The sequence below is a fragment of the Cupriavidus sp. SK-3 genome (genome assembly GCF_000611145.1).
Classification (GTDB): domain Bacteria; phylum Pseudomonadota; class Gammaproteobacteria; order Burkholderiales; family Burkholderiaceae; genus Cupriavidus.
Genome location: NZ_JFJV02000215.1, coordinates 60,848 through 76,289 on the forward strand (window position 1 = coordinate 60,848; position 15,442 = coordinate 76,289).

Below are 15,442 nucleotides of genomic sequence, written 5' to 3' on the forward strand. Positions count from 1 at the left end.
GACCTGGACCGACATTATGGCGACTCCACAATTCCATCCTTTGCGTATCCGCGAGGTACGGCCCGAAACCGCCGATGCCGTGACCGTCTCCTTCGAGGTGCCCGAGGACCTGCGCGATGCGTACCGCTTCACGCAAGGACAATTCGTCACGCTGAAGGCACATCTCGATGGCGAGGAGACCCGGCGCTCGTATTCGATCTGCGTGGGCGTCACCGACTACGACCGCGATGGCGAACTGCGCATCGGCATCAAGCGCGTGCGCGGCGGGCGCTTTTCGAACTTCGCGTTCGACACGCTGCAGCCTGGCCATGAGATCGAGGTGATGACACCCGATGGCCGCTTCTTCACGCACCTGAACGCCGACCTGTCGCGAACCTACGTGGCGTTCTCGGGCGGCTCGGGCATCACGCCCGTGCTCGCGATCATCAAGACCACGCTTGAGACGGAGCCGACCAGCCGGTTCACGCTGGTGTATGGCAACCGCAGCGTCGACGCGATCATGTTCGCCGAGGAACTGGAAGACCTGAAGAACCGCTATATGAGCCGGTTCTCGCTGTATCACGTGTTGTCCGACGATTTGCAGGAAGTCGAGCTGTTCAACGGCGTGCTGGATCAGGAGAAATGCCGGGCATTCCTGGAAACGCTCACGCCGGCCGACGAAATCGATGAGGCGTTCATCTGCGGCCCCGGCCCGATGATGGATGCCGCCGAAGCCGCGCTTAAGGCAGCCGGCGTGGCGCCGGAGAAGGTGCACGTCGAACGCTTCGGCACACCGCTGCCGCAAGCGGGCGTGCCGCCCATCGAAATCACCGACGACATGCCGGCGGCGGACCTGGAAGTGATCATCGACGGCAAGCGGCGCAAGCTGCGGCTGCCTTATGTGGGGGTCAGCGTACTCGATGTCGGCCTGAAAGCGGGCCTTGCCCTGCCCTATGCCTGCAAGGGCGGTGTGTGCTGCACGTGCCGCGCGAAAGTCCTCGAAGGCGAAGTGAAGATGGAAAAGAACTACACGCTCGAACAACATGAAATCGACGATGGCTTCGTCCTCACCTGCCAATGCCATCCGGTGTCGGATCGGGTTGTCGTCAGCTACGACGAACGGTAAACGGTAATCGCAGTCCCGCAACCTCTGAAAATTACGCCCCCCGCAATGAATCATTCCCTCTTCAGCAAACACGAAAAGACGCTCGAGCGCGCCCTGGAAGCCATCCGGACGCGCGGCTACTGGAGCCCCTTCAACGAGATGCCCAGCCCGCGCGCCTATGGTGAAACCGCCGCCGCCGACGGCGAAGCGGCATTCAAGGCACAGCTTGGCCAGCCCTTCACACTCGATCAACCCGGCAGCAACGGCACGGTCGGCGAAGAGCGCTCGCCATTCGGCCAGACCCTGCATATCGGCTACCCCAAAGCGGATCCGGACGCGCTGATCGCAGCGGCACAAAAGGCGCAGGCACAGTACCGCAAGGCCGGTCCGAAAGCCTGGGTGGGCGTGAGCCTGGAAATCCTGGCGCGGCTGAATCAGGCCAGCTTCGAGATCGCGCACGGCGTCATGCACACCACCGGGCAGGCGTTCATGATGGCGTTCCAGGCCGGCGGCCCGCACGCGCAGGATCGCGCGCTCGAGGCCATCGCCTATGCGTGGGACGCGATGCGCGACATTCCGGAGACGGCCTACTGGGAAAAGCCGCAGGGCAAGAATCCGCCGCTCGCCATGGAGAAGCGCTTCACCGTCGTGCCGCGCGGCATCGGCCTGGTGATCGGCTGCTGCACGTTTCCCACCTGGAACAGCTATCCGGGCATGTTCGCCGACCTTGCAACCGGCAATGCCGTCATCGTCAAGCCACATCCGGCCGCGATCCTGCCGCTCGCCGTCACCGTGCGTATCGCGCGGCAAGTGCTGCAGGAGGCCGGCTTCGATCCCAACGTCGTGACCTTGCTGGCGACCGCGCCCAACGACGGCCCGCTTGTGCAGTCGCTGGCCACGCGCGACGAGATACGGCTGATCGATTTCACCGGCAGCACCGCCAATGGCGACTGGCTCGAGACACATGCGCCGCAGGCCCAGGTCTACACGGAGAAGGCTGGCGTCAACCAGATCGTGATCGATTCGGCGGAGGATCTCAAGGCGGTGGCCCGCAACATCGCGTTTTCTCTCGCGCTGTATTCCGGCCAGATGTGCACCGCGCCGCAGAATATCTATGTGCCGCGTGGCGGCATCAAGACAGCCGAAGGCACCGTCCCGTTTGAAGAGGTCGCCCGGTCCATCGCCGGCGCCGTGCAGAAGCTGACTGCCGATGCGGCCCGTGCCGTCGAACTCACCGGCGCGATCCAGAACCAGGGCGTGCTCGCCCGGATTGACCAGGTCGCCGCGCTCGGCACGCCGCTGCTCGCCAGCCAGCGTCTCGTGCATCCCGAATTCCCCGACGCAACGATCGCCACCCCGGTCCTGCTGCAGCTCGACGCCAGCCGCGACGAGGCTACCTTCACGCAGGAATGGTTCGGCCCGATCGCGTTTGTGATCGCGACCGACTCCAGCGCGCAATCACTGGCACTCGCGGCGCGCATCGCCCGCACGCGCGGTGCCCTGACGCTGTCCGTCTACAGCACGGACGAGGCGGTGCTCGATGCCGCTGGCGAGGCCGCCGTGGACGGAGGTGTCGCCTTGTCCGTCAACCTGACGGGCGGCGTCTTCGTGAACCAGTCCGCGGCCTTCTCGGACTTCCACGCAACCGGCGCAAACCCCGCGGCCAACGCCAGCCTTGCCGATACCGCGTTTGTCGCCAACCGCTTCCGCGTCGTGCAGAGCCGCAGGCATGTCCCGCAGCGCGAGCCCTCGTAAGCGTCGCTGACGAAGCCACGGATGCGCCCGTCCCGGGCGCTCAGGTGGCTTTGCATCGTCATCCGTAGTCAAGCCAGGGTGCCCGCTATCCGGCCGGCCGGCGCGCACGCGTCGGCCGGGTGGGCGCCGCTATGGAATTCCGGATGCTTGACGACCTGGCACGGCACCACGGCGAAGACCGTTGCCGCCCATAGCCGGGTTGCCGAGCCGTCGTGTGGCGCCCCCAATCCCGCCACCGTTCCATCCTATTCAGCCGCTTCACCCTCAGGAGACAACCGTGGTCCAGCCAATTCCCCAACCGGGCGAACTCGAGCCCATCGAACTCGCCAGCCGCGACGAACTCCAGGCGCTGCAGCTCTCACGGCTCAAATGGTCGCTCCGTCATGCCTATGACAACGTGCCGCACTACCGCAGCGCCTTCGACGCCGCCGGCGTGCACCCGGACGACCTGCGCCAGTTGTCCGACCTGGCGAAATTCCCCACCACCTCGAAGAAAGACCTGCGCGACAACTATCCGTTCGGGATGTTTGCCGTGCCCAGGGATGAGGTCGTGCGCGTGCATGCATCTAGCGGCACGACCGGCAAGCCGACCGTGGTGGGCTACACCGCGAAAGACATCGACACCTGGGCCAACGTAACGGCCCGCTCCATCCGCGCGGCGGGCGGCCGCCGCGGCGATACGCTGCACAACGCATTCGGCTACGGACTGTTCACCGGCGGCCTGGGCATCCATTACGGCGCGGAGCGCCTCGGCTGCATGGTCGTGCCGATGTCTGGCGGGCAGACCGAGAAGCAGGTCCAGCTGATCCGCGACTTTGAGCCGTCGATCATTCTCGTCACGCCCTCCTACATGCTCAACCTGCTCGACGAGATGGCGCGCCAGGGCATGGATCCGGCGGCGTCATCGCTGAAGATCGGCATCTTCGGCGCGGAGCCGTGGACGCAGGGCATGCGCGCCGAGATCGAGACGCGCGCGGGCATCCAGGCCATCGATATCTACGGGCTCTCGGAAATCATGGGCCCCGGCGTTGCCTGCGAGTGCATTGAAAGCAAGGATGGACCGGTCATCTGGGAAGATCATTTCTATCCCGAGATCATCGATCCGATCTCCGGCGAAGTGCTGCCCGACGGCAGCCAGGGCGAACTGGTATTCACCTCGCTGTCGAAGGAGGCCATGCCCATGATCCGCTACCGCACGCGCGACCTGACCACGCTGCTGCCGCCGACATCGCGCTCGATGCGCCGGCTGGCGAAGATCACCGGTCGCTCGGACGACATGCTGATCATCCGCGGCGTCAACGTGTTCCCGAGCCAGATCGAGGAGCTGATCCTGGGCATCGGCCGCCTGAGCGGCAACTACCAGTTGTGCATCACCCGCGAAGGGCATATGGACGCCCTGTCCGTCTCGGTCGAAGCGCGCGCCGGGGTCTGCGACGCGCTCACCGACAGCGACCGTGCGCAATTGGGACGCGAACTGCAGCACCGGGTGAAGACCATGGTGGGTGTTTCCACGGCGGTGCGCGTACTGAACGCGGGTGAGATCAAGACAACGGCCACCGGCAAGGCCCAGCGCGTACTCGACCTGCGCCACGTCGGCGCCTGAGTCCGGGCATGGGTGCCGCCCGCGCCGGATGAACGGCGGCGGGCGGCCCGGCAGATAAAAAAGGAAAGCAAAAAAGCGGAAGACAACGCCGCAAGCAAGATTCAAAACAGGAGACAAGATGATCACCATCCGCAAATTGATGGCAGTTGGCCTCGGCCTGGCTGCCCTGCCCTGGACCGCGGCAACGGCTGGCGCGGAACCCGCCTTCCCGAGCAAGCCCGTGCGCTGGATCGTGCCCTACCCCGCCGGAGGCGGTTCGGACTTCCTGGCGCGCTCCATCGGGCAGCCGCTCTCGACCCGCCTGGGCCAGCCGGTCGTGGTGGACAACAAACCCGGCGGCAACACCGCGATCGCCGCGGCGGAAACCGCACGCGCGCCGGGGGATGGCTACACGGTGCTGTCGGCGGACAACGGCACGCTGGTGTTCAACCCCGCGCTGTACAAGTCCCTTTCCTACAATCCGCTGAAAGACCTGGCGCCGGTTACGCTGCTTGGCCGCTTCCCGATGATCCTGGTGGTGGGTCCGGGGATACGTGCAAACAACGTGCAAGAGTTCATTGCCGCGGCGAAAGCCAAGCCGGGCGGCATCGACTATGCTTCCGCGGGTGCCGGCAGCCCGCATCATCTGGCGATGGAACTGCTCAAGGTGGAAGCCGGGCTGACCATGGTCCACGCGCCGTATCGCGGCGCGGCGCCCGCGCTGGCCGACGTTGCCGGCGGGCAGGTCCCGGCCATGATGGTGGATCTTGCCTCGGGCGCCGGTTTCATCAAGGGCGGAAAGGTCAAGGCACTGGCCGTGGCCAATCCCACCCGCCTGCCGCAGTTGCCCGACGTGCCGACCTTCGCCGAGGCCGGCTACAAGAACGTGGAGGCCGCCGCGCTCGTCGGAATGGTGGCGCCGTCAGCCACGCCTCCCGAGGTGATCGCCATCCTGAACAAACAGGTCGTGGCTGCCATCAGGGAGCCGGCGGTCAACAAGCGGCTGGTGGAGTTCGGGGTGGAACCCGTGGGCAGTACGCCGGCGCAGTTTGCCGACCTGCTGCGCAGCGAGACCGCTCGCTGGCACAAGCTCATCCGGGATCTGAAGATCAAGCTGGATTAAGGCCGGAGACGAGCGGTGCCGCCGCCCGCTACCGGCGGCACCGCTCCATCGCCCGCCAGTCGCGCGCCAGTCGCCCGCCAGTCCCCGCCAATAGCCTTTACCGTTCGATGTTGCGCACAAAAGCTGCGTTGTCGCATAGCATGGTGGCAATGCACTCGCCGAGCTGCACGGACATCGATCTCTTGAGCAGAAGGGGCAACCATCATGGACCAGGGCTTTCATCACTTTTCCGAACTGTTCGCGCAACTGGGATTGCCGGCCAGCGAAGCGGAGATCCGGAACTTCATCGCTACGCATTCCCCGCTCGCCGACGACGTGCCGCTCGCGGACGCACCGTTCTGGACGACCGCCCAGGCGGCGCTGCTGCAGGACGAAATCCTCGAGGACGCCGATTGGGCGGAAGTGGTGGACCAGCTGAATGTGGCACTGCGATCCTCGAAATGACAAGATCGCGGCGCGCGCGGCGAATCTACCTTGAAGGATGCGTACGGCCCGTGGCAGTGCGGCGCGCGCGACCCCTCACTGGGGAGGCACGCACCTGAGCATGGAGGCGAAGTGATCCATCGAGATCTCGACCTCGTCCTCCAGCCTGACTCCGCCGAATTCCGCAAGTGGCTCGCCGGCTCGCTCGATACTGAAGACCACGGCCTTCCAGGTGCCGCCGGGCACCGAGAGCGTCAGGCGCGTATTGAATTCCACCTGGGGATCGATCCGGCTTCGCACCGTCACAAGGTCGCCCGCCTGCGGGCGGATGGCGCCAACCGCAACCACGTCGCCGACGAGCGGTTGTCCTGCCAGGTATGGTGCGCTTGCCATGTCTTCCTGATTCATGGTCCCGGACCCTCCTTTGCGTTAATCCTACAAAATGGCCGTCGTCTTTTCAAAGCGGGGACCGTGCGGAAGCACCCTATCGCACGCGCCGCCAGCGCCACGCGCGGCCGGCATTCACCGCGGTTGCAGCTTCCGGTATGCGTTGAAATGCCGGATCGCACGCATATCGTCCCCCAAGGCTTCATACAACCGCGCTGCATTGAAGTGGGCATCCGCGAACTCCGGGGCGAGTTCGATGCAGTGCCCATAGCTGGCCAGCGCTTCTGCCTGCAGCCCGTCGTCTTCCAGCGCGACTGCCAGGTTGAAGTGCATCAGCGGTTCGTCCGGCAGATGCGCAAGCCCGCAGCGGTAGAGCGCGACCGCCTCTCCGAAGTGGCCGGCGGCGCAGAGCATGCACCCCAGGTTGAGATAGGGTTCGAGATAGCTGCCATCGGCTGAGAGCGCACGGCGGTATGCCTGCTCCGCTTCGCCAGGCGCCTCGGCTTCCAGCTTGCAACCGGTCTGGAACCAGATGCTCGCTTCGGTGGACGGGGCTTGGTGCAGGGAATGGACGGCGGCAGCGCCGGCCTCCTCCGGCTCGAAATCCATCAGCAGCTGGCCCGATTCCGCCTGCCACTGCCTGACGGTGTCGCGGGTCGCCACCTCGTTGCCGATCGCGCGAATCCGCACACCGGTCAGCGGCGCTTCCTGCCCTCTGGACGCCTTCAGTTTCGAAAGCGCGCGCGAGATGCGGCGGCTCGGGATCTGCGCCTCGCGCAAGGAGTTCGCGGTTCGCAGCATCACCATGTCCTGGAAGGTGAAGAGGTATTCACGGCGCGCGCCGCGGCTTGGCGTGACCACGCCGTCCGCAATCAGCCTGGCGGCAACCGAGCGCGGGATGCCGAGCATGGCCTGGACCTCGCGCAACGTATAGAGCGTCATCTGCCGGTCACTTCTTGCCTGCCGCGCGGCGCGCGGGTGCCGGCGCGGGCGCGGTGGCGCGGCGTGCGGTCTTGCGCGCCTTCGGCGCATCCGGCGCCGCGGCCGTTTTCCCGGCTGCGCGTTTGCGCTGCTGCACACTGGCGCGCAACGCTTCCATCAGGTCGATGACTTCCGCGCCCTGCGTGGCTTCGCGTTGTTCCGTCACGGTGATCTTCTTGCCGGCGATCTTCTTGTCGATTGCCGCGAGGACCCGCGCCTTTTCTTCGTCGGCGTAGGCGGCGGGATCGTAGCTGCCCACCGAATTCTGCTCGATCAGTTGCTGCGCCAGCGCCAGTTCCGCGGGCTGTACGTCCGCCTTCTCCACATGCAGGTCGGCCATGGGGCGCACTTCGTCGGCATAGAGCAACTGCTGCAGGATCAGGCCATCGTCGCCAGGCCGCACCTGGACCATGTATTGCTTGCCTTTCCACACCCATCGGGCCAGCGCGCAGGTGCCGGTCCGGCGCATCGCTTCGGTCAGCAAGGCATACGGCTTCGCTCCGCGCTTGTCCGGGCCGAGGTAATAGGCATTGTCGAAGTAGATCGGATCGATGGCGCCGGCCGGCACAAACGACACGATGTCGATCGTATGGCGGCCCTCCGCCTCCAGCGCATCCAGTTCTTCCGGCTCGAAGACCACATAGTGATCCTTCTCGAACTCGTACCCCTTCACCATCTCGGAGCGATCCACCACCACATCTTCGCGCAGGCAGATGTACTGCTGTTTCAGGCGCGATCCACACCCTTTGTGCAGCAGGTTGAAGCTCACCCCGGATTGGCTTTCCGTCGCGGTGTACACCTTGACCGGAATCGAGACCAGCCCGAAGCTGAGGGAAAGGGAAGCGATGGAACGAGCAGCCATGGCGAATCATCCTGCGAGGACGGGAGCGGGATCTTTCGCATATAGCTTAGACCGTGCCCGGCAAAGGGTTGAATGCACGGACGCCCGCGGCGGCAGAGTCGCCACTTTTTGTGGCCTGTAAGCGATTTTTTGACGTGCAAGCTCAGCGGACCGGACGTGTAAATTCTGCGATGGACGGAGTCCGGCATGGCGCGGCGGCAGCCCCGCGCAATCGCGCTTGCCTGGGCAGCCAATGCCGACCTAAGCTCCATACAGAGGATCCTAAGCGCGGGTTGGCGCACAAACCATCGCGAAGGATCCTTTCATATCGATGTCAGAGTGATGCCAGAGCTATACCGCGTGGAACACCTGCGGCCTCTGGCCAGCCCGCGCCATGAAGCCCATCGCCTATCCGTATCCAGTGGTACAGGAGCGGGGAACGCTGAAATGTTTCCTGCTGGCGCTGTTCATGCATCTGCTGCTGGGCAGCCTGCTCTACTACGGCGTGCACTGGCAGAGCCGCACGCCGGCAGGCGTGGAAGCCGAACTGTGGGACAGTGTTCCCGACATTGCGCAGCCCCAGCCGGTGGTCCAGCCGAACCCCGAATCCGTGGCCAAACCGGAGGAAAACGCCGATATCGCGCTGCAGGCACAGAAGCGCCGCCAAGCCGCGGCGGCGGCGGAAGCCAGACAGGCCGAGCAGCGCGAGCGTCAGGCGGCTCTCAAGCAACAGCGCCAGAGCGAACTGGCACGCCTGCAAGCCATGGCCAAGAGCGCCCCCACCACCGGTGGCGTGGGCAACCGTGCGGGCACCGGCGCCGGCGCGGGCGGCGCTGCGTCGCCCGGCTACGCGGACCGCGTGCGGCGCCGCGTCAAGCCGAACATCATCTTCACCGAAGAGGTGGCCGGCAACCCGGCCGCGGTGGTTACGGTGCAACTGGCGCCGGACGGCTCGCTGCTGTCGGCCCGCCTGACCAAGTCCAGCGGCAATGCCGGCTGGGACAACGCCGTGCTGCGCGCGGTGGAGCGATCCGATCCGCTGCCGCGCGACGAGAACGGCCTGGCGCCCGCCAAGGTCATCATCACCTTTATGCCAAGGGAATAGGCAGGCAGCCAGACGGAGACGGCGCCAGACGGCAAGGCCCAACGAAAAACCCCCTCCGGATCGCAGGATCCGGGGGGGGGTTTTGTCCTGGCAAGCCGGCGCGGGACCAATGAAGCCCCCCGCATCGCCCGCGCACTCAGAACGAAGGCACCATTGCGCCCTTGAACTCGTTCTTCATGAACTGCTTCACCTCTTCCGACTGGTAGGCAGCCACCAGCTTCTTCACCCACGGCTTGTCCTTGTCCTGGGTGCGCACCGCGATAATGTTCGCGTACGGGCTGTGGATATCTTCCAGCGCGATGGCGTTGCGGGTCGGCTGCAGGCCGGCGGCCAGCGCGTAGTTGGTGTTGATCACCGCCGCGGCCACGTCGGGCAGCGCGCGCGCCAGTTGCGCGGCGTCGAGTTCGACGATCTTCAGCTTCTTCGGGTTGTCGCTGACGTCCAGCGGCGTCGCGTTGACGCCATTGGTGCCCACGCCGCTCTTGAGCTTGATCACGCCTTGCGCGGCCAGCAGCAGCAGCGCGCGGTTTTCGTTGGAGGGATCGTTGGGAACGGCCACCCTGGCGCCTTGCGGCAGGTCCTTGGGCGACTTCAGCTTTTGCGAGTAGATGCCCAGCGGCGAGATGTACGTGTAGCCCACGCTGACCATCTTGTAGCCGCGCTGCTTGATCTGGCTGTCGAGATAGGGCTGGTGCTGGAAGCTGTTGGCGTCAAGGTCGCCGGCGTCGAGCGCGGCGTTGGGCTGCACGTAGTCGTTGAACTCCACGACCTTGATATTCAGCCCTTCGCGCTTGGCGACTTTCTGGACCACTTGCCAGACCTGCGCGTCCGGGCCGCTGACCGTGCCGACGCGCAAGGTCTGTTCCTGCGCCAGCGCGGCGCCCGAGGCCACGATGCCAAGCGTGGCGATCGCGATGGACAGGGTTTTCTGGATCGAGGGATAAAACATGGTGCTGCTATTCCTTTGTGCTGATTCGGCTGATTCGGCTGATTCGGCCAGGCAAGATGCCGGGCATGAGAGTGTAAACGGACGCCCGCTGCGCGCTCAATCCCCGCCCATCGCCTGCGTCTTCACGCTCGGCGCATCCTGCCAGCCACCGCCAAGCGCGAGGAACAGGTTGATCTGGTCCAGCGCGACCTGGCTTTCCGACGCGGCCAGCGAGGCTTCGGTGCTGGCCAGCGTACGGTCCGCATCGAGGCTGGACAGGTACGGCGAGCGGCCGGCCTGGTAGAGCTGGCGGTTTTGCCGCGCCACCTCGTTGGCCTTGTCGCGGGCATCGCGCAGGGCCGCGGTGCGCTCCAGTTCACGCGTATAGCTGCTCAGCGCGGACTGCGTTTCGCGCAGTGCCTTGAGCACCACGCCGTCGAAGCGCGCGAGCGCCGCCTCGGCGCCGGCTTCGGTGCCATGGATGCGCGCGCGGGTGCCGCTGGTGGGGATGTTCCAGGTGATCAACGGGCCGAAGCCCCAATGCGCGGTCGGCGCCTGGCCAAGATGGTCCAGGATACCGGTAAAGCCGGCGGAAGCGCCAATGCGGATGGACGGATAGAGATCCGCCGTAGCGACGCCGATCTTTGCCGTGGCCGATGCGAGTTCGCGCTCGGCCTGGCGCACGTCGGGCCGGCGCTTGAGCAGCGCTGCGCCGTCGCCCACGGGCAAGGCCTGGCTCAGCCTGGGTTCTTCATGGCAGGCGTATTCCGTCAGCGACGCCGCGGTGGGCGGCTTGCCCAGCATCACCGCCAGGCGGTACGCCGCGCCTTCCTGCTCGGCCTTGAAGCGTGGCAATGCAGCGCGCAGCGTGTCGGCCTGGGCCTGGGAGCGCAACAGGTCGACCGGCTGGCCGCGCCCCGCGTCGACCATCTTGCGTGCCAGCTCGACGCCGCGGCGCTGCAACTCGAGCTGGTGCTCGGCGACTTCCAGTTCATGCGTGGCGGCGCAGCCCTGCACATAGGCCCGCACCGTCTCCGCGACCACGCCCACGCGCGCCTGGTCGAGCGCGGCCTGGCTGGCCTGCGCGCCGGCCAGCGCCGCTTCGTCCGCGCGTGCGAGCTTGCCGAAGAAGTCGATCAGGTAGGAAACGTTAAGGCCGACGTCGCCAAAGTTCATCACCGGAATCTTCTCTTCCTTGAGCAGCGGCTCTCCGGCGATCTGCCCACGCTGTGCACCGGCCAGGAAACGGGCCTCGGGCAGGTTCTCCGCCTCCACCTCGTGATAGACCGCGATGGCGCGCTTGAGATTGGCGGCGGCGACGCGCAGATCCGTATTGGCGGTCAGCGCTTCCTGCACCAGCTTGTCGAGCTTGGGGTCGTCGTACAGGCGCCACCAGCCGTCGGGCACGGCGCCGATCGACACGGCCGGGTTGTCCGTGCCGAGCAAGGGGCCATTGGCGGCGGGCGCATTCACGGTCGCGTTTTCCGGCACGTGGTAATCGGGGCCGACCGTGGTGCAGGCGAACAGCAGCGGCACCAGGGCCGGCAGCAAGGCTAGGCGCAAGGCGTTCACTGCACGGCTCCGTGGGTTGCGGCAGCCTGGCCCGAGGCCGCGAGCTTGTCCTTGCCGGCCGGCTCGCGCACCGATACGGTGGCCGTGCGGCCCGCCACCAGCCGCAGGTCAGCGGGCGGATTGTCCAGCACGATGCGCACCGGGATGCGTTGCGCGAGGCGGACCCAGTTGAAGGTCGGGTTCACGTTCGGCAGCAGGTTGGACCCGTTGCTGCGGTCCCGGTCCTCGATGCCGGCGGCAATGCTTTGCACATGGCCATGCAGCACGCCGGATTCGCCCATGATGCGGATCTCCACCGGATTGCCGATATGGATGCCATGCAGCTTGGTTTCCTCGAAATAGCCTTCCACGTGGAAGGAATTCGCGTCGACCATCGACAACACCGGGCGGCCCGTGTTGACGTAGTCGCCAAGGCGCGGCAGCCGGTCGTTCAGGTAGCCATCCACCGGGCTGAGCACGATGGTGCGCTCCAGGTTGAGCTTGGCGATATTGACCGCCGCCTGTGCCTGCGCCAGCGCGGCTTCGCCTTGCTGGACCTTGGCCAGGCCTTCTTCCACCACTTCCTTGGAAACCACCTCGGACAGCGTCTGGCTGCGCCGCGCCTCGCGGCGGGCCTGGGCCAGCGTGGCGCTTTGCGCGGCCACCGTGGCCTGCGCCTGCTGCAGCGCCAGCGCGAAGCGGTCGCGGTCGATCTCGAACAGCGGCTGGCCGCGCTGCACGCGCTGGTTGTCCTTGACCAGGACCTTGGTCACCAGGCCGGACACGTCAGGCGCGATCTGCACCACGTCGGCGCGGATATGGCCGTCACGCGTCCATGGCGCGACCGTGTAGTAATCCCACAGGTGTTTGACGACGACGACCGCGACCGCGGTGACGACAAGGGTGAGGGCGATGGGTCCAAGCGTACGAAGATTGAGTTTCATGACTGCAGCCGATAGGCCAGGTAGACGGTGCCACCCAGGACGATCCCGTATAAAGCCAGATTGAACAGCGACCGGTGCCAGACCAGCCGGTAAAAACCCACACGCGCCAGCACGGCGCGCGTGCAGGCGGTGATCAGGAAAGCCACCAGCATCCACGCCAGCAGGCTCGGGACAAACACACCATAGACGTCGACTTCACCGCTCATTGCCATTGCTCGCTGTATGGATCGATTCCATGCTCATTTCTCGATTCCGGCCGGACTTGCGGCCTGGGCCACAGCCGGGCTCATTGCCAGGGGCGCTGCCGAAAACAAGGCGACGTGCATTTCCACCAGCGCGGCAAACGCCTCGCGCGAGGCCTGGTCGGCGCGCGATGCCACTTTGCGGATCGCGGTGCCCATCCTGTCGCGCAGCACCTGCGGCGGGACTTCGGCCCTGGCATCCAGGCGCGCCTGGTAGTAGCTGGCCACGCCCTGCAGCACGCGCCGCACGGCACGCTGGTGTTCCGGCGCCAGCGCGGGCAGCTCGCGCTGCAGCGCCAGCGTGCTGAGCTCGACGCGCACTTCGGTGAAGCCGTCGCTGGTGGTTTCATCCTCGCTGGCGGCCAGCCGCGGCACGATCTGCGCCAGCCGGTCCAGCATGCGGGCGCGCAGGTTCGCGTGCTCGCCAGGTTCGCGGCCGGTGGCATTGCGGGCAATGTCGCCCCAGCTCGCGCGCACCAGCCGGCGCACCGCCGCCCTGGTGCCGAAGGGGCGGGCCACCAGGGTCCACACCAGCGCGAACAGGATGCCCGCGATACCCGCCACGTTGCCGTTGAAGAAGGCATTGAAGTCGGCGTTGTACGCGCCCTGCAGGCCAATATCGTTGGCCGTGACCACCGCCAGCGGCATGGCGATCAGCGCAAGCCGCGGCTGCGCCATCATCAGGCCGATGAGCAGGTAAGGCGCCGCGAACATCAGCACCAGCATCTCGAAGTCGTGCGCGTTGGGCAGGACCACGAACAGGTAGACCGTTGCCAAGACCAGGCAGACCACGTTCCAGCGGAAGAAGGAGCGGATCATCGGCGCCGGCTCGTCCATCGCGGCAAAGAAGCAGCAGGACACCGCGCCCAGCGCGACGGCGCCGGCGCCGTCCGCCCAGCCCGTCCAGATCCAGACCAGGCCCATGCAGAAGATGGCCAGGGCGGTCGTGGCGGTGGAGAACAGCAGCATGCCGTGATCGTAGTGCCGCGCCGCGCCCACGCCCCAGCGCTGGAACACCGGCGTCCAGTCGCCCTCCGGGGCGGCCTCGCCGATGCGGCGCTGCAGGGAGACGCAGTCCTGCCATAACTCCATCAGTTCAAGCAAGCGGCCTTCGGCGGTGGCGGCCAGCGCGGCGTGCCAGTCCGGGCCGGCGCTGCCGGCATCGAGTCCCGTGTCATCGGCCGGCGCGGCAGGAGACAACTGCAACGCGGGCAGCGGCGCCTGCGCGCCCTCGCTGATCCACGCCGAGACCAGCGCCATGTTCTGCGACAGCCGGCGGGGCACGCCCGCCGCGTGCTGGTGGAGCGCCTCCACCACGGAGGCCAGCGACGACAGCACGGGCAGCAGCATGGTCATGCGGCCACGCAACTCCTGCGCGTGCTTCACGCGCGCGGCGCTTTCGGCGTCGTAAGAGAGCTGGCTGATCAATTGGTCGAGCGCGAGGATGTCGGCGGCCAGCCTGTGCCTGCTGTGATGGCGCGAGACCTTGGCGGCCGGCTGCGCGGACAGCATATCGGTGGCCCACAACGCGGCATCGGCCAGCCATTGCGCGGATCTCTGGCCGAGCACCGTGGCCACCCTGGCCGGGAAGATGGTCGAGCCGACAATGCTCGCGCACAGGATGCCCAGGCAGATTTCCTCGGCTCGCGCCACCGCGATGTCGAACACGCCGCCGGGATCGCCCACGGCAGGCAACGCCACCATGGGCAGCGTATAGGCCGCCAGCATGAACACATAGCTGCGCGGCGTACGGTGCAGCAGGGCGATATAGAGCAGGACCCCGATCCACAACGCAACCGCGGCCATCAGCAAGACCGGCGCATTGACCAGCGGCGGCACCATGGCAACCGCCGCGGCTGCGCCCAGCAGCGTGCCGAGCACGCGGTACAGCGCTTTGGAGCGGGTCGCGCCGGTGAGCGGATGCGCCACGATATACACGGAAGCCATCGCCCAGTAGGGGCGCGGCAGGCCGAGGTACAGCGCGATGAACAGCGCCAGCATGGCCGCTGCAAAGGCTTTAAAGGAAAAAATCCAGTCTCTTCCGGTTGGCCAGCTCAACATGTTCTCAGGACCCGGAAGCGGTATTGGGCGCGGACTCGGCGGCGCGTGCGAGTGCGTCGAGAACGCGCATGGCGCCCTCGAAATCCTGCTCGCTGATGTCGGCGAAGACCGTGGCGCGCACTTGCTTGAGTTCGATCTCGATTTTTTCGGCCAGCGCCTCGCCGGCGTCGGTCAGCCAGAGCGTATTGGCCCGCCGGTCGTTCGCATCGACCTCCCGGCGCACCAGGCCGGCAGCGCAGAGCTGGTCGAGCAAGCGCACCAGCGATGCGCCTTCGAGCCCCACATAGTCGGCCAGCCTGACCTGGCGCACACCGCCGCCAAGGCGGCGGATAAACAACAAGGGCCCGGCGGCCGCGGCGGAAACGCCGTAGGCCGTGACGGCGCCCTGGGAAATCTGGCGCCATTGGCGGGGGGGGGGGGGGGGGGGGGGGGGGG

Annotated in this window: 15 protein-coding genes; 6 read left to right on the forward strand and 9 right to left on the reverse strand. The window is 66.4% G+C overall.

Annotated elements, in window-relative coordinates:
* The first annotated feature begins 16 nt into the window (after positions 1 to 16).
* The 5 genes from paaE to CF70_RS21710 all read left to right on the forward strand — a co-directional run bounded on the left by paaE (position 17) and on the right by CF70_RS21710 (position 5,988).
* Complete coding sequence (paaE, locus tag CF70_RS21690) at positions 17 to 1,105, forward strand: 1,2-phenylacetyl-CoA epoxidase subunit PaaE (RefSeq protein WP_035869387.1); 1,089 nt, start codon at positions 17 to 19, stop codon at positions 1,103 to 1,105.
* Positions 1,106 to 1,150: 45 nt separating this feature from the next.
* Complete coding sequence (gene paaN, locus CF70_RS21695) at positions 1,151 to 2,839, forward strand: phenylacetic acid degradation protein PaaN (protein WP_035869390.1); 1,689 nt, start codon at positions 1,151 to 1,153, stop codon at positions 2,837 to 2,839.
* 277 nt (positions 2,840 to 3,116) lie between these two features.
* Positions 3,117 to 4,442 carry a phenylacetate--CoA ligase PaaK gene (gene paaK / locus CF70_RS21700; RefSeq protein ID WP_035869393.1) on the forward strand — a complete coding sequence of 442 codons (1,326 nt, stop codon included), beginning with the start codon at positions 3,117 to 3,119 and terminating at the stop codon, positions 4,440 to 4,442.
* A 118-nt stretch (positions 4,443 to 4,560) separates the two neighbouring features.
* Positions 4,561 to 5,544 (forward strand): Bug family tripartite tricarboxylate transporter substrate binding protein, encoded by a 984-nt coding sequence (locus CF70_RS21705; protein WP_051648759.1) that lies wholly within the window; start codon positions 4,561 to 4,563, stop codon positions 5,542 to 5,544.
* A gap of 204 nt (positions 5,545 to 5,748) precedes the next feature.
* The gene (locus CF70_RS21710) at positions 5,749 to 5,988 is read left to right on the forward strand and encodes a DUF2789 domain-containing protein (protein ID WP_035869396.1); all 240 of its coding nucleotides are present in this window, start codon (positions 5,749 to 5,751) and stop codon (positions 5,986 to 5,988) included.
* Between the two features lie 75 nt (positions 5,989 to 6,063).
* Here the strand turns inward: CF70_RS21710 and CF70_RS21715 are convergent, their stop codons facing one another.
* The 3 genes from CF70_RS21715 to CF70_RS21725 form a co-directional block, all read right to left on the reverse strand.
* Complete coding sequence (locus CF70_RS21715) at positions 6,064 to 6,375, reverse strand: hypothetical protein (RefSeq protein ID WP_035869399.1); 312 nt, start codon at positions 6,373 to 6,375, stop codon at positions 6,064 to 6,066.
* Positions 6,376 to 6,489: 114 nt separating this feature from the next.
* Positions 6,490 to 7,296: a tetratricopeptide repeat protein gene (locus CF70_RS21720; protein WP_035869403.1), complete on the reverse strand. Its 807-nt coding sequence runs from the start codon at positions 7,294 to 7,296 to the stop codon at positions 6,490 to 6,492.
* A 7-nt stretch (positions 7,297 to 7,303) separates the two neighbouring features.
* Positions 7,304 to 8,197 (reverse strand): Ku protein, encoded by an 894-nt coding sequence (locus CF70_RS21725; RefSeq protein ID WP_035869407.1) that lies wholly within the window; start codon positions 8,195 to 8,197, stop codon positions 7,304 to 7,306.
* Between the two features lie 373 nt (positions 8,198 to 8,570).
* Here CF70_RS21725 and tolA point away from each other — a divergent pair, with 373 nt between their 5' ends.
* Positions 8,571 to 9,281: a cell envelope integrity protein TolA gene (gene tolA, locus CF70_RS21730; RefSeq protein ID WP_035869409.1), complete on the forward strand. Its 711-nt coding sequence runs from the start codon at positions 8,571 to 8,573 to the stop codon at positions 9,279 to 9,281.
* Positions 9,282 to 9,417: 136 nt separating this feature from the next.
* Here the strand turns inward: tolA and CF70_RS21735 are convergent, their stop codons facing one another.
* The 6 genes from CF70_RS21735 to CF70_RS21760 form a co-directional block, all read right to left on the reverse strand.
* Positions 9,418 to 10,230, reverse strand: coding sequence for a MetQ/NlpA family ABC transporter substrate-binding protein (locus CF70_RS21735; protein ID WP_035869412.1), 813 nt, complete (start codon positions 10,228 to 10,230; stop codon positions 9,418 to 9,420).
* 96 nt (positions 10,231 to 10,326) lie between these two features.
* Positions 10,327 to 11,781, reverse strand: a complete 1,455-nt coding sequence (locus tag CF70_RS21740) for an efflux transporter outer membrane subunit (protein WP_035869413.1) — start codon at positions 11,779 to 11,781, stop codon at positions 10,327 to 10,329.
* Positions 11,778 to 12,704, reverse strand: a complete 927-nt coding sequence (locus CF70_RS21745; RefSeq protein ID WP_035869415.1) for an HlyD family secretion protein — start codon at positions 12,702 to 12,704, stop codon at positions 11,778 to 11,780. The genes CF70_RS21740 and CF70_RS21745 overlap by 4 nt, the downstream gene beginning before the upstream one ends.
* Positions 12,701 to 12,910 carry a DUF1656 domain-containing protein gene (locus CF70_RS21750; protein ID WP_035869418.1) on the reverse strand — a complete coding sequence of 70 codons (210 nt, stop codon included), beginning with the start codon at positions 12,908 to 12,910 and terminating at the stop codon, positions 12,701 to 12,703. Before CF70_RS21750 ends, CF70_RS21745 begins: the two co-directional genes overlap by 4 nt.
* Before the next feature lie 33 nt (positions 12,911 to 12,943).
* Positions 12,944 to 15,007, reverse strand: coding sequence for an FUSC family protein (locus CF70_RS21755; protein WP_051648761.1), 2,064 nt, complete (start codon positions 15,005 to 15,007; stop codon positions 12,944 to 12,946).
* 4 nt (positions 15,008 to 15,011) lie between these two features.
* Positions 15,012 to 15,442 (reverse strand): MarR family winged helix-turn-helix transcriptional regulator (locus CF70_RS21760; RefSeq protein ID WP_235185150.1); only part of this gene is annotated, 431 nt, incomplete at its 5' end.

Bases quoted from the DNA above. Each gene is read 5' to 3' on its own strand.
- CF70_RS21735 (WP_035869412.1), bottom strand. From the start codon at position 10,230: ATGTTTTATCCCTCGATCCAGAAAACCCTGTCCATCGCGATCGCCACG.
- CF70_RS21745 (WP_035869415.1), bottom strand. From the start codon at position 12,704: ATGAAACTCAATCTTCGTACGCTTGGACCCATCGCCCTCACCCTTGTC.
- CF70_RS21710 (WP_035869396.1), top strand. From the start codon at position 5,749: ATGGACCAGGGCTTTCATCACTTTTCCGAACTGTTCGCGCAACTGGGA.
- paaN (WP_035869390.1), top strand. From the start codon at position 1,151: ATGAATCATTCCCTCTTCAGCAAACACGAAAAGACGCTCGAGCGCGCC.
- CF70_RS21750 (WP_035869418.1), bottom strand. From the start codon at position 12,910: ATGAGCGGTGAAGTCGACGTCTATGGTGTGTTTGTCCCGAGCCTGCTG.
- paaE (WP_035869387.1), top strand. From the start codon at position 17: ATGGCGACTCCACAATTCCATCCTTTGCGTATCCGCGAGGTACGGCCC.
- CF70_RS21720 (WP_035869403.1), bottom strand. From the start codon at position 7,296: ATGACGCTCTATACGTTGCGCGAGGTCCAGGCCATGCTCGGCATCCCG.
- tolA (WP_035869409.1), top strand. From the start codon at position 8,571: ATGAAGCCCATCGCCTATCCGTATCCAGTGGTACAGGAGCGGGGAACG.
- CF70_RS21715 (WP_035869399.1), bottom strand. From the start codon at position 6,375: ATGAATCAGGAAGACATGGCAAGCGCACCATACCTGGCAGGACAACCG.
- CF70_RS21725 (WP_035869407.1), bottom strand. From the start codon at position 8,197: ATGGCTGCTCGTTCCATCGCTTCCCTTTCCCTCAGCTTCGGGCTGGTC.
- CF70_RS21755 (WP_051648761.1), bottom strand. From the start codon at position 15,007: ATGTTGAGCTGGCCAACCGGAAGAGACTGGATTTTTTCCTTTAAAGCC.
- CF70_RS21705 (WP_051648759.1), top strand. From the start codon at position 4,561: ATGATCACCATCCGCAAATTGATGGCAGTTGGCCTCGGCCTGGCTGCC.